This window comes from Dorea sp. MB18-49 (assembly GCF_023669465.1).
GTDB lineage: Bacteria > Bacillota > Clostridia > Lachnospirales > Lachnospiraceae > Dorea_A > Dorea_A longicatena.
Map to the genome: position 1 here is coordinate 24,771 of NZ_JAMOYX010000021.1, position 22,650 is coordinate 47,420.

18 protein-coding genes are annotated in these 22,650 nt (G+C 41.6%); 4 read left to right on the top strand and 14 right to left on the bottom strand.

Going from position 1 to position 22,650, the window contains the following annotated elements; all coding sequences use genetic code 11:
• Nucleotides 1–87 precede the first annotated feature (87 nt).
• From secA to NCY30_RS08010, 7 genes are all read right to left on the bottom strand, one after another.
• Nucleotides 88–2,655, bottom strand: coding sequence for a preprotein translocase subunit SecA (gene secA / locus NCY30_RS07980; RefSeq protein WP_173787787.1), 2,568 nt, complete (start codon nt 2,653–2,655; stop codon nt 88–90).
• 132 nt (nt 2,656–2,787) lie between these two features.
• Nucleotides 2,788–3,555, bottom strand: coding sequence for a phosphoribosylformimino-5-aminoimidazole carboxamide ribotide isomerase (hisA, locus tag NCY30_RS07985; RefSeq protein WP_055194744.1), 768 nt, complete (start codon nt 3,553–3,555; stop codon nt 2,788–2,790).
• Nucleotides 3,556–3,707: 152 nt separating this feature from the next.
• On the bottom strand, nt 3,708–4,052 hold the full coding sequence (locus NCY30_RS07990; RefSeq protein ID WP_055194746.1) for a hypothetical protein: 345 nt from the start codon (nt 4,050–4,052) through the stop codon (nt 3,708–3,710).
• Nucleotides 4,053–4,169: 117 nt separating this feature from the next.
• Nucleotides 4,170–6,122 carry a fructose-bisphosphatase class III gene (locus NCY30_RS07995; RefSeq protein WP_055194748.1) on the bottom strand — a complete coding sequence of 651 codons (1,953 nt, stop codon included), beginning with the start codon at nt 6,120–6,122 and terminating at the stop codon, nt 4,170–4,172.
• 44 nt (nt 6,123–6,166) lie between these two features.
• A complete protein-coding gene (dapB, locus tag NCY30_RS08000) occupies nt 6,167–6,925 on the bottom strand; it encodes a 4-hydroxy-tetrahydrodipicolinate reductase (RefSeq protein WP_055194749.1) in 759 nt (252 codons plus the stop codon).
• 132 nt (nt 6,926–7,057) lie between these two features.
• Nucleotides 7,058–7,948 carry a 4-hydroxy-tetrahydrodipicolinate synthase gene (gene dapA, locus NCY30_RS08005; protein WP_044919380.1) on the bottom strand — a complete coding sequence of 297 codons (891 nt, stop codon included), beginning with the start codon at nt 7,946–7,948 and terminating at the stop codon, nt 7,058–7,060.
• Nucleotides 7,949–8,042: 94 nt separating this feature from the next.
• Complete coding sequence (locus tag NCY30_RS08010; protein ID WP_022415037.1) at nt 8,043–8,672, bottom strand: single-stranded DNA-binding protein; 630 nt, start codon at nt 8,670–8,672, stop codon at nt 8,043–8,045.
• Between the two features lie 157 nt (nt 8,673–8,829).
• Between NCY30_RS08010 and typA the strand changes: the two genes are divergently transcribed.
• The gene (gene typA / locus NCY30_RS08015) at nt 8,830–10,653 is read left to right on the top strand and encodes a translational GTPase TypA (RefSeq protein ID WP_006426231.1); all 1,824 of its coding nucleotides are present in this window, start codon (nt 8,830–8,832) and stop codon (nt 10,651–10,653) included.
• A 17-nt stretch (nt 10,654–10,670) separates the two neighbouring features.
• Here typA and NCY30_RS08020 read toward each other — a convergent pair whose 3' ends face one another.
• Entirely contained in the window at nt 10,671–10,826 is a 156-nt protein-coding gene (locus tag NCY30_RS08020) for a hypothetical protein (RefSeq protein ID WP_006426232.1), read from the bottom strand.
• Between the two features lie 98 nt (nt 10,827–10,924).
• Between NCY30_RS08020 and NCY30_RS08025 the strand changes: the two genes are divergently transcribed.
• Nucleotides 10,925–11,536: a hypothetical protein gene (locus NCY30_RS08025; protein ID WP_006426233.1), complete on the top strand. Its 612-nt coding sequence runs from the start codon at nt 10,925–10,927 to the stop codon at nt 11,534–11,536.
• Nucleotides 11,537–11,670: 134 nt separating this feature from the next.
• Nucleotides 11,671–12,207 (top strand): ribosome hibernation-promoting factor, HPF/YfiA family, encoded by a 537-nt coding sequence (gene hpf, locus NCY30_RS08030; RefSeq protein ID WP_006426234.1) that lies wholly within the window; start codon nt 11,671–11,673, stop codon nt 12,205–12,207.
• Between the two features lie 111 nt (nt 12,208–12,318).
• On the opposite strand, the gene NCY30_RS08035 is transcribed toward hpf, so the two are convergent.
• Entirely contained in the window at nt 12,319–12,984 is a 666-nt protein-coding gene (locus tag NCY30_RS08035; RefSeq protein ID WP_055194751.1) for a YigZ family protein, read from the bottom strand.
• A 152-nt stretch (nt 12,985–13,136) separates the two neighbouring features.
• Here NCY30_RS08035 and NCY30_RS08040 point away from each other — a divergent pair, with 152 nt between their 5' ends.
• Nucleotides 13,137–15,827: a transglycosylase domain-containing protein gene (locus NCY30_RS08040; RefSeq protein ID WP_055213696.1), complete on the top strand. Its 2,691-nt coding sequence runs from the start codon at nt 13,137–13,139 to the stop codon at nt 15,825–15,827.
• A gap of 161 nt (nt 15,828–15,988) precedes the next feature.
• Here NCY30_RS08040 and NCY30_RS08045 read toward each other — a convergent pair whose 3' ends face one another.
• From NCY30_RS08045 to ftsH, 5 genes are all read right to left on the bottom strand, one after another.
• Nucleotides 15,989–16,918 carry an ROK family glucokinase gene (locus NCY30_RS08045; protein WP_006426237.1) on the bottom strand — a complete coding sequence of 310 codons (930 nt, stop codon included), beginning with the start codon at nt 16,916–16,918 and terminating at the stop codon, nt 15,989–15,991.
• 14 nt (nt 16,919–16,932) lie between these two features.
• Nucleotides 16,933–17,862, bottom strand: a complete 930-nt coding sequence (gene hprK, locus NCY30_RS08050; protein WP_006426238.1) for an HPr(Ser) kinase/phosphatase — start codon at nt 17,860–17,862, stop codon at nt 16,933–16,935.
• 51 nt (nt 17,863–17,913) lie between these two features.
• A complete protein-coding gene (gene uvrC, locus NCY30_RS08055) occupies nt 17,914–19,767 on the bottom strand; it encodes an excinuclease ABC subunit UvrC (RefSeq protein WP_055194757.1) in 1,854 nt (617 codons plus the stop codon).
• Nucleotides 19,768–19,821: 54 nt separating this feature from the next.
• The gene (gene cobI, locus NCY30_RS08060) at nt 19,822–20,508 is read right to left on the bottom strand and encodes a precorrin-2 C(20)-methyltransferase (protein WP_055194759.1); all 687 of its coding nucleotides are present in this window, start codon (nt 20,506–20,508) and stop codon (nt 19,822–19,824) included.
• A gap of 125 nt (nt 20,509–20,633) precedes the next feature.
• Entirely contained in the window at nt 20,634–22,649 is a 2,016-nt protein-coding gene (gene ftsH, locus NCY30_RS08065) for an ATP-dependent zinc metalloprotease FtsH (protein WP_006426242.1), read from the bottom strand.
• Between the last annotated feature and the right edge of the window lies 1 nt (nt 22,650).

The following is a 22,650-nucleotide window of genomic DNA, read 5'->3' on the forward strand; positions in this document are numbered from 1 at the left end:
TCTTTCTGTTTGAAATTATATGCTCAATTATCCGGCAGCCGTTCTTTCCCCGGCTGCCGTCTTCTCATATCTTATATTTCAATAAATCTAGTTCTTACGTCCGCAGCACTGTTTGTATTTCTTTCCACTTCCGCACGGGCATGGATCGTTCGGATATACTTTCTTTTCTGCACGTTTCTTAGGCTCACGCACTCCCGTATCATCCTTATTGGTTCCGGTTACTTTGGCAACCTGCTCTCTTTCTACTTTCTGCTCCAGCTTAACGTGCAGGATCGTACGGACTGTATCTTCTTCGATACTTCTTGTCATCTCATCAAACATCTCGTAACCGATCATCTTATACTCAACCTTTGGATCTCTCTGTCCATAAGCCTGAAGACCGATTCCCTGACGTAACTGGTCCATATCATCAATATGATCCATCCATTTTGCATCGATTACTTTCAGAAGAACTACTCGCTCGATCTCACGCATATGCTCCGGTTCCGGGAACTCTGATTCCTTTGCCTCGTAAACCTTGGCTGCGCGCTCTTTCAGCATATGTTTCAGCTCTTTCTGACTGATATCCTTGACCTCTTCTTCTGTAATCATTTCCATCGGGATCGTATTGCGGATCGTCAGGTTCAGTTCTGTCAGATTCCACTCATCGTAATCCTGATCCGGGCTGACCACCATGTCTACAACATTCTCTATATAATCATTCATCATATGGAAGATAGAATCACGCATGTTGTCTCCGTCCAGTACATGACGTCTTTCTTCATAAATAATTTCTCTCTGTTCGTTCATTACCTGGTCATATTCCAGCAGGTTTTTACGAATTCCAAAGTTGTTGCTTTCTATCTTCTCCTGTGCTTTTTCAATCGCACTGGAAAGCATCTTATGCTCGATCTGTTCGCCGTCTTCCACACCAAGTGCATTAAAGACATTCATCAGTCTCTCTGATCCGAACAATCTCATCAGATCATCTTCCAGGGAAATATAGAATCTGGATTCTCCCGGATCTCCCTGACGTCCGGAACGTCCACGCAGCTGATTGTCGATACGTCTGGATTCATGACGCTCGGTTCCGATAATCTTAAGACCACCCGCTGCCCTTGCCTCATCGTCCAGTTTGATATCTGTACCACGACCTGCCATATTCGTTGCGATCGTTACCGCATCATGAACACCTGCCTGTGCAACAATTTCAGCCTCGAGTTCATGGAACTTCGCATTCAATACATTGTGCTTGATACCACGGCGTTTTAACATACCGCTTAACAGTTCGGAATTATCGATTGTGATCGTACCGACCAGTACTGGCTGATGTTTTGCATGTGCTTCTTCGATCGCATCACATACAGCTCTGAACTTCTCTTTCTGTGTCTTATATACCGCATCTTCAAGATCCTTACGCTGAACAGGTAGATTTGTCGGAATCTCGATAACGTCCATTCCGTAAATCTCGCGGAACTCTTTTTCTTCTGTCAGGGCTGTACCTGTCATACCAGACTTCTTCGCATATTTATTGAACAGGTTCTGGAATGTGATAGTCGCCAGAGTCTTGCTTTCTCTCTTAACCTTTACGTGTTCTTTTGCCTCAATTGCCTGATGCAGTCCGTCTGAATAACGACGTCCCGGCATAATACGTCCGGTAAATTCATCTACGATCAGTACCTCGTCATCTTTTACCACATAATCTTTGTCGCGGAACATCAGATTATGTGCTCGAAGAGCAAGGATAATATTGTGCTGAATCTCCAGGTTCTCAGAATCCGCAAGGTTTTCAATATGGAAGAACTTCTCTACCTTCTTCACACCATCTTCGGTAAGGTTGATATTCTTCTCTTTCTCGTTAACAATAAAGTCTCCCGTCTCTTCAATATCTTCACCCATGATGGCATTCATCTTGGTAAACTCGCCGCTTGCCTCACCACGCTCTAACTGACGTGCAAGTATATCGCATGCTTCATAAAGTTTCGTAGATTTCTCACTCTGTCCGGAAATGATAAGAGGAGTTCTCGCCTCATCGATCAATACTGAATCGACCTCATCGATCAGAGCATAATTCAGTCCCCTCTGAACCAGCTGTTCTTTATAGATCACCATATTATCTCTCAGATAATCGAATCCAAGTTCATTATTTGTCACGTATGTGATATCACACTCATATGCGGCACGTCTCTCATCATTATCCATGCTGTTCAGTACCACACCAACAGTCAGGCCCAGGAACTCATGTACCTGTCCCATCCATTCCGCATCACGTTTGGCCAGATAATCATTGACGGTTACAACATGTACACCTTTTCCCTCCAACGCATTCAGGTACGAAGGAAGTGTTGCCACTAAAGTTTTACCTTCACCAGTCCTCATCTCTGCGATACGTCCCTGATGCAGGATAATACCACCGACGATCTGTACACGGTAGTGCTTCATTCCAAGTACACGGCTTGCTGCTTCTCTTACTACCGCATATGCCTCTGGGAGAATATCATCTAATGTCTCGCCATTTTCCAGACGTTCTTTAAATTCTTTTGTCTTTGCTTTTAATTCCTCATCCGAAAGTTTCTGCATGTCTTCATCCAGTGCCATAACTGCATCTGCAATCGGATAAACTCTCTTCAACTCATTCTGGCTGTGAGTTCCAAATATTTTCTGTATAATATTCATTCGCTATGTGCTCCTTATTCCTGATTATGGACGCAAAACGACCACTCTATTCCCCATTTTATCACTATCTATATTTCAATTCAACCGATTTATAAAGTGTTAACACTTTGTTTACGAAGCTTTCCCTTTTCTCTAACGATAATTTTTTATAACATCATACGGAATCTGTCCGCCAAAAAGATCCAACGCACTTCCGATTGTAAAATCAATCTTTCCATTACCAATTTCCCGAATACGTTCCAGATCATCAAGACTTCCAATCCCGCCGGCATATGTCACCGGTATTTCGGCTTGTTCCAGAATCTTTATCAGCTCTTCTTCAATTCCGGACGCCTTTCCCTCAACGTCCACACCATGCACCAGAAATTCGTCACAATATCCTGACAGTTTTCCCAAAATATCTGTATTCAGCTCCACATTCGTAAATGTCTGCCACCGGTCAGTCACAATATAATATTTTTCATCTTTTTTTCTGCAGCTTAAGTCCAGAACCACATGTTCTTTCCCGACGGCATCACACAGATTTTGCAGATTATCCCAGTAGATTTCTCCATTCTTAAATACATACGATGTTACAATTACATGGCTTGCACCGGCCTTCATATATTCCTCTGCATTTTCTGCCGTAATTCCTCCTCCAATCTGCAATCCATCCTGATATGTCTGCAGTGCTTTCAAAGCCTGCTTCTTTGTCTCCGGATAATATTCAGAAGTTGAAGGATTCAACAGAATTACATGTCCTCCCTTTAGGCCGTCCTTTTTATACAAATTTGCAAAATAATCTGCTTCCTGATCTGCCGCAAAGTTTTCTACCGCCTGATCTCCCTGATCAAGAAGGCTGCCCCCTACAATCTGCTTCACTTTTCCATTATGTATGTCGATGCATGGTCTGAATTTCATAAATGCTTTTCTCCTTATCATATTCTTGATTATATTCTTTTTTCAAAACATTTTACCACACTAAAGTATCAGCGTCCAGTACAGATATACTGTACAAAATAAGGATGCAGAGATTTTACTTATCATTTCCCCACATCCTTATATACTATCTATTATTTTGCGTTTTTCGTATCGTTTTTATTAGTGTTATCCCGGTTCTGGTCTGTTGTTCCGTCATTATTCTGGTCCGTCTCATTTTTTCTGTCATTCGGATCGATATCATCTTCGATATCATCTACTCCATCCTGTACATCATCTCCGATTTCATCCATAACTCCATCATTTTCATTATTCCGGTCTGTCACATCATCCTTTACTGTATCATCTGTTCCGGTTGTACCTTCTGTCGCCGAGTTATCATTCGCCGCATTATCATCTGTATTATTTCCACAGGCGGTAAGCCCCATCATGATCCCCGTGCACATGAATACCAGCATGAATTTCTTCCATTGTTTCATTCTCATAATCTCCCTTCGTATATCTTCATCTATGATCAAGTATTACTTGTTACCAGTAATATCTGCATTTTCCAGAAATATATACGAATTTTTCTTTATCAGAATGCTGGTATATTTTTACATTCTTTCAGCAATCACACCACTTCTGTATGCAGCCAGAAGTACTTCCAGATCCGAAATCTGTTCTTTTAACTCTTTTCCGACATCTGTATCTTCTACTTTCTTCCGTTCCAGCGTTCTCTTTACCACCGTGCTGTCCGAATGAATATCACTTTCCTTTTCGATCGCTGCTTCTGTAGACTCAAATGGCTTATGCGCCGCCAGAATCAATCCATAGGAATTATAGATCAGTGTATAACCTGCGATTCCGGTCTCTTTCTGATAAGCTTTCGAAAATCCGCCATCTATAACCAGAACTTTTCCACCGCATTTCACCGGATTTTCTCCATCTTTACACTTTACCGGCACATGACCGTTGATTATATGCGCATCTTCGTTCTCAAGTCCGAATTCTTTCAATATTTTTTCCACTACTTTTTCATCTTCCAGTAAAAGGTAGTATGGATTTTTCTTCTCTTTATGAGTTTCCTTCTCCGCCAGGAAATAGCGTTCAAATGTCGCCATCTTATCCTTTCCAAACAACGGAGAATTTTCACTCAGCCAGATATACCACATGATATCTTTTCCACGTTCTTTTTCTTTAGGATCCATAGCATAGAATCCTTTTCTCACGTAACTTTCAAGTACTTCATAAAGCCCTTTGCCCTTATACGCCCGGCCAAAGATCCTTACACTTTTCAAATTACCGTCCTCTTTTAACGGTACGCAGCCATGATAAAGAAGATTGCCGTTATATACTTTATATAATCCACCTTTGTTTAAAAGGAAATGCATATGACGCTGTAATTTTTCGCAGTTTTCAAACGCCCGTTCCAGACGTTCCATAATATCCTCTTCTTCTTTCGTCAGCGCATATGGTTTTTTCGGATCGATCGTCGGAAAATTTTTATCCAGCAATTTATATTCTTTTCCTTCTAACTCTATCGTTCCTTTTTCATAATTAATATGATGCAGTAAATTGCGCTTTTCCAGCTTAAATCCCGGATTCTTTTTTATAATCTGGCTCTCAACTTTGAACTGGATCACAGAAATTGCTTTATGCATCTTTACATCCATCAACATTTCCGTTGCATTGTAATCCGGATTGCCTTTTAATTTAAAGCACTCACACGGATCATCTTTATATGTATTCATGGCAAATGTAGCCAGCGGAAGCAGGTTAATCCCATATCCTTCTTCCAGGATATCCAGGTTGCCATATCTTGCACAGATACGGATCACATTGGCAATGCAGCCTCTCTGCCCTGCTGCAGCTCCCATCCACAAAACATCATGATTTCCCCATTGAATATCAACCGAATGGTACGCCATAAGCTCATCCATAATAATATGTGGTCCAGGACCTCTGTCATAGATGTCTCCGACAATATGCAGATGATCAACCGTCAGACGTTGAATCAGTTCACTCATAGCTATAATGAATTTCTCTGCCCGTCCAATTCTTATAATCGTACTGACAATTGCATTATAATACGATTCTTTATCCGTCATATCATTTTTCTCTGTGATCAGTTCCTCGATCACATAAGCAAAATCCGGAGGAAGTGCTTTTCTTACTTTAGATCTGGTATATTTACTTGCTGTTCTTTTACACACCTCAATCAAGCGGTACAACGTAATCTTATACCAGTCCTCCATATTCTTCTCCGTTTTCTTAATCCGGTCCATCTTCTCTTTCGGATAATAAATAAGAGTAGCAAGGGTCTGTTTATCCCTGCTACTCATAGTATTCCCGAATACATCATCAATTTTACGGCGCACTGAACCAGAGCCATTCTTCAGAACATGCGCAAATGCCTCATATTCCCCATGAATGTCTGTCAGAAAATGCTCTGTGCCCTTTGGCAGATTCAGTATCGCCTGTAAATTAATGATTTCTGTGGAAGCTTTGGCGATGGTCGGATATAGTTGAGAAAGTCTTTCCAGATAACGTTCCTCTAATTGTCTCATAATTACCTCCCGGTCTTCCTGTATATTCTGCTGTTCATAACGATTTATAATTGGATCACGTCAGACATATCATATCTGCCGGCCGGTTTCCAAGCCAGGAATTTTGCTGCTTCTACGGCGCCTTTTCCAAATACGGCCTTAGAATATGCTGTATGTTTGAATTCAATCACTTCATCCTGACCTGCAAAGATCACTTCGTGGTCTCCTACGATTGTTCCACCACGTACTGCCGAAATGCCAATCTCTTTCTGATCACGTTTCTGACGCACCTGACTTCTGTCATATACATAATGATACTGATTATCCGCCGCTTCATTAATTGAATCTGCCAGAGCAAGTGCAGTACCACTCGGCGCATCCAGTTTCTGGTTATGATGCTTCTCTACCAGCTCAATATCATATCCTGCCGGAGAAAGTACTTTTGTCGCATCCTTAAGGATCTTCATAAGCAGATTGATGCCAAGTGACATATTGGCAGATTTTAATACTGCTACTTTCTTTGCTGATTCTTCTACCTTTTCCAGCTGTTCTTCGGAAAGTCCCGTAGTACAAAGTACGACCGGCACCTGTTTTTCAACACAATAGTCAAGCAGTTCATCTGCTGCTGCCGCATTTGAAAAATCAATGATCACATCGGCCTCCACGTCACATGCATCGATGCTTTCAAATACCGGATAGTCATTTGGTACTTTGGTATATTTATCAACTCCGGCTACCAGTTCGATCCCTTCTGTGTTCTTGATTATATCTGTAATGACACGACCCATGTGTCCATTACAGCCATGCATGATTGCTTTTACCATATTCTTATCCTCCTTTTGTATACTTTGTTATAAAAACAAAGGATATCATATATGTAATGCATCTGTGAAAGCCTGCCGTTGGCAGTTTCTTACAAACGCATGGCGATGTATGATATCCTTCTCTTTTTCTTATTATGCTAACTGAATACCGAAATCTTTCATTGCCTGTGCAAGGTTCTTCTCATGTTCAGGGGATATCTCTGTAAGCGGCATACGAAGTGGTCCGCAGTCAACTCCCATCAGCTGCATTGCTTTCTTAACCGGAATCGGGTTTACTTCGCAGAATAACTGCTCGATCAGCGGCAGTGCTTTCAGCTGAAGTGCTGCACTTCCCTTCACATCTCCGTTAAAATACTTCTCACAGATATCATGTGCTTCATCCGGAGCAACGTTTGACAGTACTGAGATCACACCTTTTCCACCGAGAGATAATACCGGCACGATCTGGTCGTCATTTCCTGAATATACATCAATGTTACCGTCTGTCAGGTTCATGATCTTTGCAACCTGCGAAATATTTCCTGATGCTTCCTTTATACCAACGATATTATCTACTTCTTTCACCAGTTTTGCTGCTGTTGCAGGTTCGATATTGCATCCCGTTCTGCTTGCAACACTATACATAATGATTGGCGCTGTTACTTCTTTTGCCACTGCACTGAAATGTCCGATCAGTCCATTCTGAGTTGCTTTATTATAATAAGGTGTAACCAAAAGTAAACCATCTGCCCCATATTCTGAAGCTTCCTTCGACATATCGATAGCAGTACGTGTACAATTAGAACCTGTTCCTGCAATAACCGGAACTCTCTTGTTAACACGGTCAATTGTGAATTTTACACACTGCATATGCTCTTCTTCTGTCATGGTAGCAGATTCTCCTGTTGTACCGCAGATTACAATGCTGTCTGTTTTATGCTCACAATGAAACTCAATCAATTCATCAAGTCTATCATAATTAATACTTCCATCTTCATTAAATGGTGTGACAATTGCCACGCCGGCTCCTGTAAAAATAGCCATAGTGATCCTCCTGACTTTCATATAATCTAATGAAATTCTATCATCAATTAAATATGATGTCAATCCGAACCCTTATCTAAACTTTTACCATCCCTTATTCATCCATACATTCCAGTTTACTGACCGACACTTCATATGCAACCCTTTTCTGCGATTCCGTTTCTGTAATTTTTTTCATATATTCACGGCTCTGAATTCTTCCCATTACCTGCACATGTTCTCCAACCTCAAAAGCAGAGGCAAATCTGGCATTCCTTCCCCAGCAGATACATGGAATGTAATCAGACTTTCCATATGGCCGGTTCACTGCCAGCAATAGATCTGCAATCTCTCTGCCAAGCGGTGTCTTACGGTAAACAGGCTGTTTGCAGATATAACCATCCAGAAAAATCTGATTCGTCTTTGCACCGTCAAGTTCTTCTTCCACAAATGTAATTTCCCTGACAAATACGGATAAAATCAGACGGTTTTTCATTTCTTCATGCCTGTTGTAGGACCTGAACTGTCCGTTTACCATAATGAATTCTCCCGTGTAATCTTTCGTAACATCAATCAGACGCTCCGAGATCATGAGTGGGATCCTGTCTTTGGAATTGCTGAGCCGCTTCACATCCACCTCTACCATATAGAAGCCTTCTCCAAATACTTCATGGCTGAATGAAAATGGTGTCACGATTTCTCCCATAACGGTTACCTGGTTGTTCTCAATCATCTTATCTGACATAATTTTGTAATCTCCCTTCCTCTGAATCGTATTTTGAGTCATTACAAAGTCTATGAATCAAATCAGTATTTTAGAACTAAATACTTGTAAATTTTAAAAAATGTGATAAACTAATGTGGTTGCAGATAATAATAGGTAGAGAAAAGGAAGATTCGTAATGAAGACAAAACGTGAAGATGTACGTAATATCGCGATTATCGCCCATGTTGACCATGGTAAGACAACATTAGTAGATGAATTATTAAAGCAAAGCGGTGTATTCCGTGAGAATCAGGAAGTAGCAGAACGTGTCATGGACTCTAACGATATCGAAAGAGAACGTGGAATCACAATCCTCTCCAAGAATACTGCCGTCACCTACAACGGTGTAAAGATCAATATTATAGATACTCCGGGACATGCTGACTTCGGTGGAGAAGTAGAACGTGTCCTTAAGATGGTTAACGGTGTTATCCTCGTCGTTGATGCGTTCGAGGGAGCTATGCCGCAGACCAAATTCGTACTCCGCAAAGCTATGGAATTAAAGCTTCCAGTCATCGTATGTATCAACAAGATCGACCGTCCGGAAGCAAGAGCCGAAGAAGTGATCGATGAAGTTCTCGAACTTCTCATCGACCTTGGTGCTTCTGACGAACAGTTAGACTGCCCATTCGTATACGCATCCGCTAAGAATGGTGTGGCTGCACTTGAGATTTCGGATGAAATGAAAGACATGAAGCCTCTGTTTGAGACCATTCTGGATTATATTCCTGCACCAGAAGGAGATCCGGAAGCTCCGACTCAGGTTCTGATCAGTACGATCGACTATAATGAATACGTTGGACGTATCGGTGTTGGTAAAGTAGATAACGGTACAATCGCAGTTAACCAGGACATGGTTGTTGTCAACCATCATGATCCTGACAAACAGAAGAAAGTTAAGATCAGTAAATTATATGAATTTGACGGTCTGCAGAAAGTAGAAGTAAAAGAAGCATCTATCGGTGCAATCGTGGCAATTTCAGGTATCTCTGACATTTCCATCGGTGATACACTCTGCTCACCTGAAAATCCGACACCAATTCCGTTCCAGAAGATTTCTGAACCAACAATCTCTATGGATTTCGTTGTAAATGACAGTCCATTTGCCGGACAGGAAGGAAAATATGTAACTTCCCGTCACTTACGTGATCGTCTGATGCGCGAACTGAACACAGATGTCAGCCTTCGTGTTGAAGATACCGAAAACATGGACGCATTCAAAGTATCCGGACGTGGTGAACTTCACCTTTCCGTTCTAATCGAGAATATGAGACGTGAAGGATATGAATTCGCAGTCAGCAAAGCTGAGGTTCTGTATCACAAAGACGAGAATGGTAAACTTCTTGAGCCAATGGAGATTGCTTACATTGATGTACCTGATGAATACACTGGTGTCGTTATTGATAAACTGAGCCAGAGAAAAGGTGAATTACAGACAATGGGTGCTGCCAATGGTGGATATACACGTCTTGAGTTCCGTATCCCATCCCGTGGTCTGATCGGTTACCGTGGTGATTTCCTGACAGACACAAAGGGAAATGGTATCATGAACACTGCATTCGACGGATACGCTCCATATAAGGGAGATATCCAGTATCGTAAACAGGGATCTCTGATTGCATACGAGACCGGTGAGTCTGTAACTTATGGTCTGTACAGTGCTCAGGAGCGTGGAACACTCTTCATCGGTGCCGGTGAAAAAGTTTATTCCGGTATGGTCATCGGTGAAAATGCAAAAACAGATGATATCGAAGTAAATGTATGTAAGACCAAGCATCTTACCAATACTCGTTCTTCCAGCGCAGATGATGCACTTCGTCTGACACCTCCGACAGTCCTCAGTCTGGAGCAGGCAATCGACTTCATCGATACAGATGAACTTCTGGAGGTTACTCCGGAATCACTCCGTATTCGTAAGAAGATTCTGGATCCTAAGATGAGAAAACGTGTAAATCGCTAATGAATAAACATTTACGGTTATAACTGACCGCACGAAAGCGGCAGAAAATAAAATATATAAAACAGTTTTTGTTCACGAAAACCTGACAATTTATATATTTTATTTTCTGCCGCTTTTTTGTTCTCATCTGCAGCACACATTACTAAAAATTTTCCTTCTCCATTGTTCTTCATTTTGATATGATATCTTTCTTTGGGATATTGGCAAATATCTTTTTTTCACTTATACTGGAATTACAGCGAAAATCTATATAAAAGAAAGGAATCCACGAATGAAAGAACTGATTTCTCACCTTCTCAAACAGGTGGCCGCAATTCTGGAATATGTGATTGCATTTATGCTTGCGATCGGTATCATACTGCTTTGCCTTCGTATGGTATGTTCACTTCAGTATATTCCGAATCTGAACACCTATCCGAATTACGATGATCTTCTCGAGGTTTGTTTTAATCTGATCATCGGTGTCGAATTGATCCGTATGATGTATTCGCACTCTCCGAGTACCGTATTTGAGGTTCTGCTTTTTGCGATTGCAAGACACATCATTATGGACCACACTTCCATCTACAGCAGTCTGATCGGCGTCTGTTCCATCGCAGTCTTATTTGCAACCAGAAAATTCTTATTCTCCGAATTCGACATAGCAGACGAAACGGTATTCCGTGCTTCAACCAAGGCTAAAGTTGTCAACAAGATTCTCAGCGTGAACATTCCGCATGAAGCAGATGATACCCTTTCCAATGTACTGCTGCGGCATCTCGAAGAACAGAATATCACGCCCCGTGTTGGTGCATGTTATTACTTCCACGATTGCGGTCTGCGGGTTGCCAAACTTCATGATGGAAAAATTTCAAGAATTCAGGTAATTCGTGCTATACATTAGCGGCCAAACATGTTATACTACACATATCAGATAGATTGCCGGTTCGAGTAGCAATTGTCAGATTATAATTCATTTATTTGATGATTGTATAACGTGCAATTATTTGAAATTATGTCGCAAAGGAGTTGGGCATCATGAAATTTATTATTATTGGAAAGAACATCGATGTAACACCAGGCTTAAGAGAGGCCGTAGAAAGCAAGTTAGGAAAGTTAGGAAGGTACTTTACTCCGAATACAGAGATTCACGTAACCTTAAGTGTACAGAAAGGACATCAGAAAATTGAAGTAACTATTCCTGTAAAGGGTGGTCTGGTTCGTTCCGAACAGGAAAGTTCTGATATGTATGTATCGATTGATCTTGTAGAAGAAGTCATCGAACGTCAACTTCGTAAATACAAAAATAAACTGGTAGCACGTGAACAGGAAGGCGGTAACTTCAAACAGGAATTCTTTGACGCCGAAGATAATATTGAAGATGACGGCGAGATTAAAATCGTACGTACCAAAAAATTCGGATTTAAACCTATGTATCCGGAAGATGCGTGTGTTCAGATGGAACTTCTCGGACATGATTTCTATGTTTTCTGTAATGCAGAATCAGACGAAGTGAATGTAGTATACAGACGTAAAAACGGAACATTTGGTTTGATCGAGCCTGAATTTTCTTAAATCGCAACTCATAATCTTATAAAAATATGGCAATAACAAAAGCCGTACACAATATCTCCTAAAGAACAGCTCCTTTCATGAGATATCGTGTACGGCTTTTTTATATTATTTTTATATTATATTTTCTTCCAGAATTGTCGGCACCCCATCAATCTCTGCATAATAACATTCTTCACCTGCTGTCATCTCTGCCTGCGCATTTGTCCCCTCAGTAATTGCATGCATAACCTGATCCACATCCGTTTTTGGAATCAGTACTTCCAGTTCTACTTTATCCGTATAGACAGTATCTAATATCTTCAGCTCTCTCTGCGCCAGAATATACTGAATCTTTCCAAATGTCGTATAGTCTGTTTCTATATGAAGTTTCACTCCTAAAATTTTCGTAATGATCACCGAGGCATCAAGTCCCGCTTTCACGGCTCCCGAATATGCTCTGACCAGTCCACCGGTTCCAAGAAGGGTTCCTCCGAAATACCGGGTCACCACAACAGCCACATTCCTCAGTTCATTTCCAAGCAATACATCTAGCATCGGTTTGCCAGCTGTACCGTTTGGTTCGCCGTCATCACTGCATCTTTGAAGCTGTCCTCTCTCCCCTATTATATATGCAAAACAGTTATGTCTTGCATCCCAGTATTTTTTTCTTGTCTTCTCTACAAATTCAAGTGCTTCTTCCTCTGTATTTACCGGTACCACAGTCGCAATAAATCGTGACTTTTTTTCTATAATCTCATCTTCTCCACCCCGATAAATAGTTCTGTATTCTGGTAACATATTGTCATCCTTTCGTATAATTTACAACTTTATACATAATATAATACCTAATTTCTTAAGATTTTCCTACTCAAATATGAAGTTTTCATTTTTTTCTTTATAAAAGAGTGTACATTTGCTATAATAACTTGGTATAAAGGAGGCTTAAACGCATGAACTATGGAAAGAAAAAGGCTGCGAAAAGGCAGAAAAAAATAACGTCCAAATCTACAATGCAGGGGAAACGCATCGTTGTCCGTTTGTTCAAGGCACTGCTGATCTGTATCGTACTTGCTGCAGTAGTCGGAATGGCCGGCGGCGGTCTTTTTATAAAAAAGATTATTGATGACACTCCGCATGTTTCCACTTCTGACGTTAAACCGAAAGGATTTACTACTTTCGTTTATGCTGATGACGGAAGCACTGAGATTGAACGTTTTGTATCTTCTGGTTCCAATCGAGTATACAAGTCTATTGATGAGATACCGAAAAATCTTCAACATGCTTTTGTTGCAATCGAGGATGAGCGTTTTTATAAGCATAACGGTATAGATCTTCAGGGTATTGCCCGTGCTGCGGTAGTGGGTATTGCCCGGGGCGGTTTTTCTGAAGGTGCCAGTACTCTGACTCAGCAGCTGATCAAGAACAATGTATTCCCGAACTTTACAAAAGAGAAAAATTTCTATGATAAATTACAACGTAAAATTCAGGAACAGTATCTTGCAGTACAGATTGAAAAGCAGATGAGTAAAAATGAGATTATGGAAAGTTATCTCAACACAATCAACCTTGGACAGAATTGTCTGGGTGTACAGTCTGCTTCTCAACGTTATTTTGGTAAAGATGTTTCCGATCTGACATTATCTGAATGTGCGGTAATTGCCGGAATCACACAGAATCCGACAGATTATGATCCAGTTACACGTCCCGAGAATAACAAGATCAGACGTAATAAAGTATTAAAGAATATGCTGGAGCAAGGCTATATCAGCCAGAAGCAGTATGATAAAGCGATGTCCGACGATGTCTATGCAAGAATCCAGGCAACCAGCGCTTCTTCCCAGGCTGATAATGCATACAGTTACTTTGTTGATGCACTTGCACAGCAGGTAATCCAGGATCTGAAAGATCAGCTTGGCTACACTGATACACAGGCTTACAATGCCGTTTACAGCGGCGGTCTCAGTATCTACTCTACACAAAATCAGGAAATGCAGAAAATCTGTGATGAAGAAGCTAATAATGATGCCAACTATCCTGGTCTGAAAGAGTATGGTCTTGATTATGCGCTGACGGTAACCCGTGCTGATGGATCGGTTGAAAACTATGGAAGTAATAATATTAAAAATTATGTAGAAAAAACTTACGGAAATGATCAGGGACTTCTCTACTCCAGTGAAGATGCCGCAAAAGCAATGGTGGCAGAATGGAAATCCACGATTGCCCAGGAGGGTGATACCTATGATGAACGTATTACCATTACCCCTCAGCCACAGTCTTCTATCACAATCATGGATCAGAAGACTGGACAGATCAAAGCAATGGTCGGCGGCCGTGGAGAAAAAGCTTCCAGTCTTGGACTGAACAGAGCTTATCAGGGTTCCAAGAGACAGCCTGGTTCTACTTTTAAGATCCTTGCAGCTTATGCACCGGCATTAGATTCCTGTGATAAGACACTCGCAACAACAATTGATGATGAACCATATACCTTAAAGAATGGAAATGTTTTGCGGAATGCCAACAAACAGTACGGCGGTACAACAACGCTCAGAAATGGTATCAAAAAATCCATCAACGTAGTTGCCGTAAAGTTAAGCGATGAAATCACTCAGGAATTAGGCTATGAATACTGTGAAAAATTCGGTATCAGTACTCTGGTAAAAGACAAAACAATCAACGGCAAGGTCTTTGATGACAGCACTTCACAGACGCTCGCACTTGGTGGAATCACAGAAGGTGTCTATAACTATGAAATGTGTGCCGCTTATGCCTCTATCGCTAACGGCGGCGTCTATAACAAACCAACTTTATATAGTAAAGTTGTAGACCACGATGGCAACGTTCTTCTTGACGGAACAGGCGAATCTCATACAGTTATCAAAGACAGCACAGCTTATCTTCTTACCAGTGCAATGGAAGATGTTGTCAATTCCGGAACAGGTACAGCATGCCAGCTTCCGAATATGCCGGTAGCCGGAAAGACAGGTACCACAACATCCAATAAAGACTTATGGTTCTGTGGATTTACACCATATTATACATGTGCTGTATGGGGCGGTTATGACGACAATAAAGAATGTGATTATGACACAAGTTTCCGCTTCAGACTCTGGAAAGGTATTATGAGTCGTATTCACGAGAATCTGGAAAGTAAAGATTTTAAGGTTCCGACCTCTGTTGAGAAAAAGAGTATATGTACTATTACCGGAAAGCTTGCAACCAACGGATGCCCTTCTATTACAGAATATTTTGCCAAAGACACGCTTCCATCCGAAACATGTTCCGGTCACGGATACTCTTCCGGAAGAAAGTATAAGTCTTCTACAGAAGACAATGATACAACTGAAGATGCTTCTTCTTATTCAAACAATACAGGAAACAGTTATAACAATAATACAGGCACTACCAGTGATAATACCGGTGGTAACACAGGTGGTTCTACCGGCGGTAACACAGGTGGCTCTACCGGCGGTAATACAGGTGGCTCTACCAGCGGTAATACAGGTGGTGGTTCTACCGGTGGTAATACAGGTGGTGGTTCTACCGGTGGTAATACAGGTGGTGGTTCTACCGGTGGTAATACAGGTGGTGGTTCTACCGGTGGTAATACAGGTGGCTCTACCGGCGGAGATACTTCTCAGTAACCATACTGTACAAGCCTATGATATCTACAGAAAGGTATCTACAGGACCTGCCACTGGAAGCTCCTTCCAAATGCATGACAATAAAAAACTGCGGGAACAAAATGTTTCCGCAGTTTTTATTATACCTGACATCCAAAAGGATGTATAACTCTCTAAAAGCTCTAAAGAATCAGTTTCGCAGCTCCACAGATACCGGCATCATTTCCTAGTGTAGCAAGAACAAATTCCGTATCTTTGTTCGCAAAGAATGCTTTTTCCTTAAAATTCTTTTCAACATACTGAAGAAGTACTTCTCCTGCTTTCGAAACGCCTCCTCCAATTACAATTGCTGAAGGATCTGCAACAGCTGCAAGATTAGCCATCGCATGTCCAAGATATTTTCCAAATTCCTCTGCAATCTCTTTTGCCACTTCATCGTCTGCCTTAACAGCATCAAATACGGTCTTGGCGCTGACTTCCTGTCCTCTTAATACAGACGCTTTATCATCCTTAGCCAGACGAATATTGGCAAGTCTTGTAATACCTGTTGCAGATGCATACTGCTCCAGGCATCCTGTGTTGCCGCAGCCGCAGTGATCTGTCTCTTCATAATTCACACAAAGATGTCCGATCTCACCACCTGCACCATGTGCTCCTACCAATGGTTTACCATCAATAATAATTCCACCGCCGACTCCGGTTCCAAGTGTGACCATAATAATATTTTTGCGGCCCTTTCCTGCACCCAGCCACATCTCTCCAAGTGCAGCTACATTGGCATCATTCCCTATCTCTGCTTTCATACCGGAAAGTTCTTCCATCTCTCTTTTTACTTCTTTATATCCCCAGCCAAGGTTCGCTGTATTCTGAACAACTCCTTCCGAATCTACCGGTGCAGGAACTCCGACTCCGATTCCTTCCACTTCATCTTTCGGAATCTGCTTTTCCTCTAACTTTTCATTCAAAGCAGCAGCAATATCCGGAAGAACGGCTTCACCCTGATTCTCTGTGCGTGTCTTAATCTCCCATTTATCTACAATCTCTCCTTCGGTTGTAAACAAACCTAATTTTACAGTTGTTCCCCCGATATCTACTCCAAAGCAATATTTCATTTTCTGTATTTCTCCTATTTCTTTATTAAATTCTGCTGAACACGTTTGTACAGTTCCTGAGCTGCATTATATCCCATCTGTTTCTGTCTGTGGTTAACTGCTGCCGTCTCAACAATGATTGCAAGATTACGTCCAGGACGAATTGGCAGATGATGGCAAACCACTTTGTTACCAAGGAATTCTGTATATTCTTCTTCGAGACCGAGGCGGTCGTATTCTTTATTCTTATTCCACTCTTCCAGAGTGATAACAAGATCAATATTCTGTGTCTCTCTGACACTTAATACACCAAACAGAGCCTTGACGTCTACGATACCGATACCTCGCAGTTCGATAAAATGTCTCGTAATATCCGGTGCCGTTCCTACAAGTGTCTCATCACTGACTCTGCGGATTTCAACTACATCATCACTGACAAGACGGTGTCCACGTTTGATCAGCTCCAGAGCCGCCTCACTTTTACCGATTCCGCTTTCTCCCATGATCAGTACTCCGACACCATATACATCAACCAGCACACCATGGATAGAAATGCATGGCGCAAGTTCTACATTCAGCCAGCGGATAATCTCTGCTGTAAATTCTGATGTCTTCTTCTCTGTCTGGAACACTGGAATATTAGCCTTTTCTGCCATTTCAAGAAGCATTGCCTCCGGCGGAAGGTTTCTGCAGAAGATCAGACATGGAATCTTGTAAGAAAGCAGTGTTTCATAAATCTTTTTTTTCTTAACTTCATCTGTCATCTTCTCCAGGAATGTGTACTCCACATATCCTATGATCTGCACACGTTCGGAATCAAAATGTTCAAAGAATCCGGTAAGCTGCAAAGCCGGTCTGTTAATGTCTGGTATCTCAACTTCTTTTTCGGAAAGATCTACATCCGGTGTAAGATTTTTGAGATTCATTTTTTCAACGAGTGTTTTTAATTTTACTTTATTCGCCATATTCTTTTACCTCACACGTATTAAAAATCTGATAGCCATATTATACCATACTTAAGTATCCTGGTGAAAAAATTTATACACTTCCTGCGCAGATTTTTCATTCATGGACGGCAGCTCTTTCAGATCATCCACTGTTGCATTCCGGATTGCTTCAATATTTTCAAAGCTCCGCATCAGGTCTTTTCTTCTTGCAGGTCCCACTCCCGGAATATCATCCAGTATCGAATGTACCTGTCCTTTACTTCTTAACTGTCTGTGGAATGTGATTGCGAACCGATGCGCCTCATCCTGTATTCTGGTGATCAGGCGAAAACATTCCGAATTACGGTCAATCGGTAATTCTACATTATTGAAATACAATCCTCTGGTTCTGTGATTATCGTCTTTTACCATTCCACACACAGGAATGTGCAGATTCAGCTTCTCCAGGACCTCCAATGCAATATTCACCTGTCCCCGGCCTCCGTCCATCATGATCAGATCCGGGAATGCCTGAAATCCGCCTGTCTCACTTTCATCCTGTCGTTCCCTTAATCCATGCTCGAATCTTCGGGTCAACACCTCATTCATACTTGCGTAGTCATCCGGTCCCTGTACACTTTTTATCTTAAATTTGCGATAATCATTACGCTTTGGCTTTCCATGCTCATAAACGACCATAGAACCAACCGAATCAAATCCGTTTGTATTAGAGATATCATAAGCCTCCATACGTATAATTCCGGTAAGTCCCAGTATTTTTTCCAGTTCCTTCACCGCTCCGATCGTTCTTCCTTCTTCACGCTTCAGACGTTCTTTGTCATTCTTTAATACCATCTGTGCATTCTTCTGCGCCAGCTCTACCAGCTTTTCTTTTGTCCCTTTCTTCGGTATACGAAGCCGTACTTTATGTTCCCTTCTGGTCGTCAGCCACTCCTCTATAATCTCCTGGTCTTCAATCTCTTCCGGCAACATTAACTCGGCCGGGATATACGGTGTTCCTGCATAAAATTGCTTGATAAAGCTTGACAGGATTTCGCTTTTTGTATCATTTTCCGCAATCTTCAGATAAAAATGATCCCGTCCGATCAACCTTCCTCCCCGGATAAAGAAGACTTGTACAACCGCGTCCTCACCTTCCGAAGCCATTGCAATAATATCCCTGTCGTCCCCTGCTGTATCTGTAATCTTCTGTTTCTGAGCGATCTTCTGAACGCTTGCAAGAAGTTCCCTGTATTCTATTGCTTTCTCGAATTCCAGATTTTCGGATGCATCCAGCATCTTTTCTTCCAGTTCTTTTAATATCGGATCATAATTTCCATTCAGGAATCTTACTACTTCATCAATAGATTTCCTGTACTCTTCTCTGGAAATGTAGCCCTGACACGGCGCATAACACTGATGGATATGATAATTGAGACACGGACGTTCTTTTCCGATATCTTTTGGGAGTGAACGATTGCAGCTTCGAATATGATAAAGCTTTCGTATCAGTTCAATAGTATCTTTTACTGCACCGGCACTGGTATACGGACCAAAATATTTTGCCTTATCTTTCTTCATCCGCCTTGCCATCATTACACGCGGGAAAGGTTCATTTACAGTTACTTTTATAAATGGATACGTTTTATCATCCATCAGCATCGTATTGTATTTTGGTCTGTGTTCTTTAATCAGATTACATTCCAGAACAAGCGCTTCCAGCTCGGAATCCGTCACAATATATTCGAACCTGGAAATATGTGTCACCATCTGTTCTATCTTGGCTCCCTTATTCCTGCTGCTCTGAAAATACTGTCGGACACGGTTTTTAAGACTGATTGCTTTTCCGACATAAATGATCGCATCTTTTTCATCGTGCATAAGATATACACCTGGTTTTCCTGGCAGCTTCTTCAGTTCTTCCTGTATATTAAAATTTTCCATATATGTCACCTGTACATTTTCTTTTACTATTTTCTTACCCGTTGCTTATGAATGTTACACAGATTCTTTTACAATCAGAAGCGAATAATAGCTGGCATGCTCTGGTATATCTTCCAACCGTTCATATATCTGTTCGTCTGCCATCCCACAATTTTCTATCATCTTTACATCCACATTTTTTTCTTCCAGGATTTCCCTTACCTCCGCTAATCTGGAAGCAGACTTCATCAGGACCTTCGTTCCCGGATATCTCAATGCGTTCCTTATATCATAGCTGGATGGAATCACATGAAGCTCATCTGCTCTGTCTGCCAGACTTTCATTCAGTTTTGATGCAGCTGCGCAAAATGATGGAATCCCGTTTATAATTGATGTTTCATATCCTTTTTCCTTTATAATACGTTGAATATACATATAAGTCGAATAAATCGTTGGATCTCCCAATGTCAGATATGCTACATCTTTTTCCTTTTCCAGTTCCTCTATGATCCTTTTGGCAGCTTTCTCATAATTCTGATTCAGAATCTGTCTGTCCTTTGTCATCGGCGTATCCAGATCCAGATATTCTTTTTCTTCCATATTATCTACCATTCCTGCCGCAATTCTGTAACTGACCGCATGTTCCCTGCCCTTCGCAGGCACTGCTATTACCGGACATTTTTCTATCGTACGAACAGCCTTATACGTCATAAGTTCCGGATCACCTGGACCAACTCCGACTCCGAACAATCTTCCTTTCATGTTATATCTCCTCCAGAATAATCTTATCCTGCCTATTATATACCAGACAAATATAATTGAAAAGAAAAAAGATATGAAGCCGGCTCTTGCCATACTTCATATCTTTTGTTCTTTTTTATAGAATTCTATTCTTCATGAACAGATTCAGTTGCTGTTCCGACAGTTTTTTCTTCTGTCTTTTCTGATTTTTCCTGTACATCTGCGTTATGCGCATCATCTATATCATCTGCCGGCTTCATCACAAATCCTTCACCCTCTACCGGATTCATACCGATTCTTGCTTCTTCCTTCTTCGGTGCATCTGGATCAATTCCTTCTACTTCATGGAAAATCTCCATAAATTCTTTTCCGGTAATTGTCTCTTTTTCAATCAGGAATGCAGCAATTTTATCCAGCGCCTGTCTGTGATTTCTCAGAAGCTGTTTTGCCTCTTCGTAAGCATCTTTCAACATCTTCATAACTTCTTCGTCAATCTCTGATGCTGTCTGCTGTCCACAGTTGCTGACCGGGCGTCCGTCCAGATAACGGTTCTGAATAGATTCCAGACCGATCAATCCGAATTTCTCGCTCATACCATACTGTGTGATCATCGCTCTTGCTACGCTTGTTGCTTTCTCAATATCATTAGAGGCTCCTGTTGTAACCGTATCAAACACTACTTCTTCTGCCGCACGTCCTGCAAGCAGTCCGACTAACATTGCCTGAAGTTCTTTTTTGGTATTCAGGAATTTTTCTTCTTCCGGAGTCTGCATTACATAACCAAGTGCTCCCATTGTACGTGGAACGATTGTAATCTTCTGTACCGGCTCCGCATCTTTCTGCAATGCACTTACAAGTGCATGTCCGACTTCATGGTAAGAAACAATCCTTCGTTCTTCCTGGCTCATGATACGGTCTTTCTTTTCCTTACCTACAAGTACCACTTCTACCGCTTCAAATAAATCAGACTGACATACTGCATTTCTTCCATGCTTTACAGCATTAATTGCCGCTTCATTGATCATATTTGCAAGATCAGAACCTACTGCTCCGGATGTCGCAAGTGCGATTTCCTCCAGATTGACTGTCTCATCCATCTTCACATCTTTAGAATGAACCTTCAGGACTTCTACACGTCCTTTCAGATCTGGTTTTTCAACAATGATACGTCTGTCAAAACGTCCCGGTCTTAATAATGCAGGATCCAAAATCTCCGGTCTGTTAGTTGCAGCCAAAAGTACCAGTCCTTTATTGCTTTCAAATCCATCCATCTCTGCAAGCAGCTGATTCAGTGTCTGCTCACGCTCATCATTGCCACCCATCTGATTGTCTCGGCTTTTACCGATCGCATCAATCTCGTCGATGAAAATGATACATGGTGCCATCTGCTGTGCCTGCTTGAACAGATCACGCACTCTGGATGCTCCGACACCGACATACATTTCCACAAATGCCGAACCACTCAATGAAAAGAACGGCACCTTTGCTTCTCCTGCTACTGCTTTCGCCAAAAGCGTCTTACCTGTTCCCGGAGGGCCGACCAACAGTGCTCCCTTCGGAAGCTTTGCACCGACACTCGTATATTTTCCCGGATTATGGAGAAAATCTACCACTTCCTGTAAAGATTCTTTCGCTTCATCCTGTCCGGCTACATCTTTAAATGTAACTCCGGTCTGCTTTTCCACATACATCTTGGCATTGCTCTTACCGATTCCCATCATGCCGCCGCCCTTTGACATACGCTTTGTCATCCAGATGATCATTCCGACAAAGAATGCAATTGGCAGGAATGTTAAGATCACGTTCATCGCTACTGCCGATGTAGTATCCGGAATCTCCTGCTTAAACTCCACGCCTGCCTTCTCCAGACGCTTTGTCAGGTCATCGTCATTCACCACTCCTGTGTAATATTCCTGTGCAACCCCGCTGTCCTTGTCCTTTTTTGTAACAATCATGATTTTGTCACTCTGGATCTGTACTTTTCTGACCTCTCCGTCATCTACCATTTTCAGAAATTTATTATAGGTAATCTCTTTTGCAGAGGTCATTCCCTGAAACTGGAACAGTGCGATCACCAGGATCGATGTAATAACTGTGACCAGTAAAATAAACGATATACCCTGTTTATTATTCTTGTTATTCTTATTATTCTGGTTATCCATT

Coding starts and splice junctions, on each gene's coding strand:
- secA (WP_173787787.1), bottom strand. CDS start 2,655: ATGAATATTATACAGAAAATATTTGGAACTCACAGCCAGAATGAGTTG.
- hisA (WP_055194744.1), bottom strand. CDS start 3,555: ATGAAATTCAGACCATGCATCGACATACATAATGGAAAAGTGAAGCAG.
- NCY30_RS07990 (WP_055194746.1), bottom strand. CDS start 4,052: ATGAAACAATGGAAGAAATTCATGCTGGTATTCATGTGCACGGGGATC.
- NCY30_RS07995 (WP_055194748.1), bottom strand. CDS start 6,122: ATGAGACAATTAGAGGAACGTTATCTGGAAAGACTTTCTCAACTATAT.
- dapB (WP_055194749.1), bottom strand. CDS start 6,925: ATGGTAAAAGCAATCATGCATGGCTGTAATGGACACATGGGTCGTGTC.
- dapA (WP_044919380.1), bottom strand. CDS start 7,948: ATGGCTATTTTTACAGGAGCCGGCGTGGCAATTGTCACACCATTTAAT.
- NCY30_RS08010 (WP_022415037.1), bottom strand. CDS start 8,672: ATGTCAGATAAGATGATTGAGAACAACCAGGTAACCGTTATGGGAGAA.
- typA (WP_006426231.1), top strand. CDS start 8,830: ATGAAGACAAAACGTGAAGATGTACGTAATATCGCGATTATCGCCCAT.
- NCY30_RS08020 (WP_006426232.1), bottom strand. CDS start 10,826: ATGAAGAACAATGGAGAAGGAAAATTTTTAGTAATGTGTGCTGCAGAT.
- NCY30_RS08025 (WP_006426233.1), top strand. CDS start 10,925: ATGAAAGAACTGATTTCTCACCTTCTCAAACAGGTGGCCGCAATTCTG.
- hpf (WP_006426234.1), top strand. CDS start 11,671: ATGAAATTTATTATTATTGGAAAGAACATCGATGTAACACCAGGCTTA.
- NCY30_RS08035 (WP_055194751.1), bottom strand. CDS start 12,984: ATGTTACCAGAATACAGAACTATTTATCGGGGTGGAGAAGATGAGATT.
- NCY30_RS08040 (WP_055213696.1), top strand. CDS start 13,137: ATGAACTATGGAAAGAAAAAGGCTGCGAAAAGGCAGAAAAAAATAACG.
- NCY30_RS08045 (WP_006426237.1), bottom strand. CDS start 16,918: ATGAAATATTGCTTTGGAGTAGATATCGGGGGAACAACTGTAAAATTA.
- hprK (WP_006426238.1), bottom strand. CDS start 17,862: ATGGCGAATAAAGTAAAATTAAAAACACTCGTTGAAAAAATGAATCTC.
- uvrC (WP_055194757.1), bottom strand. CDS start 19,767: ATGGAAAATTTTAATATACAGGAAGAACTGAAGAAGCTGCCAGGAAAA.
- cobI (WP_055194759.1), bottom strand. CDS start 20,508: ATGAAAGGAAGATTGTTCGGAGTCGGAGTTGGTCCAGGTGATCCGGAA.
- ftsH (WP_006426242.1), bottom strand. CDS start 22,649: ATGGATAACCAGAATAATAAGAATAACAAGAATAATAAACAGGGTATA.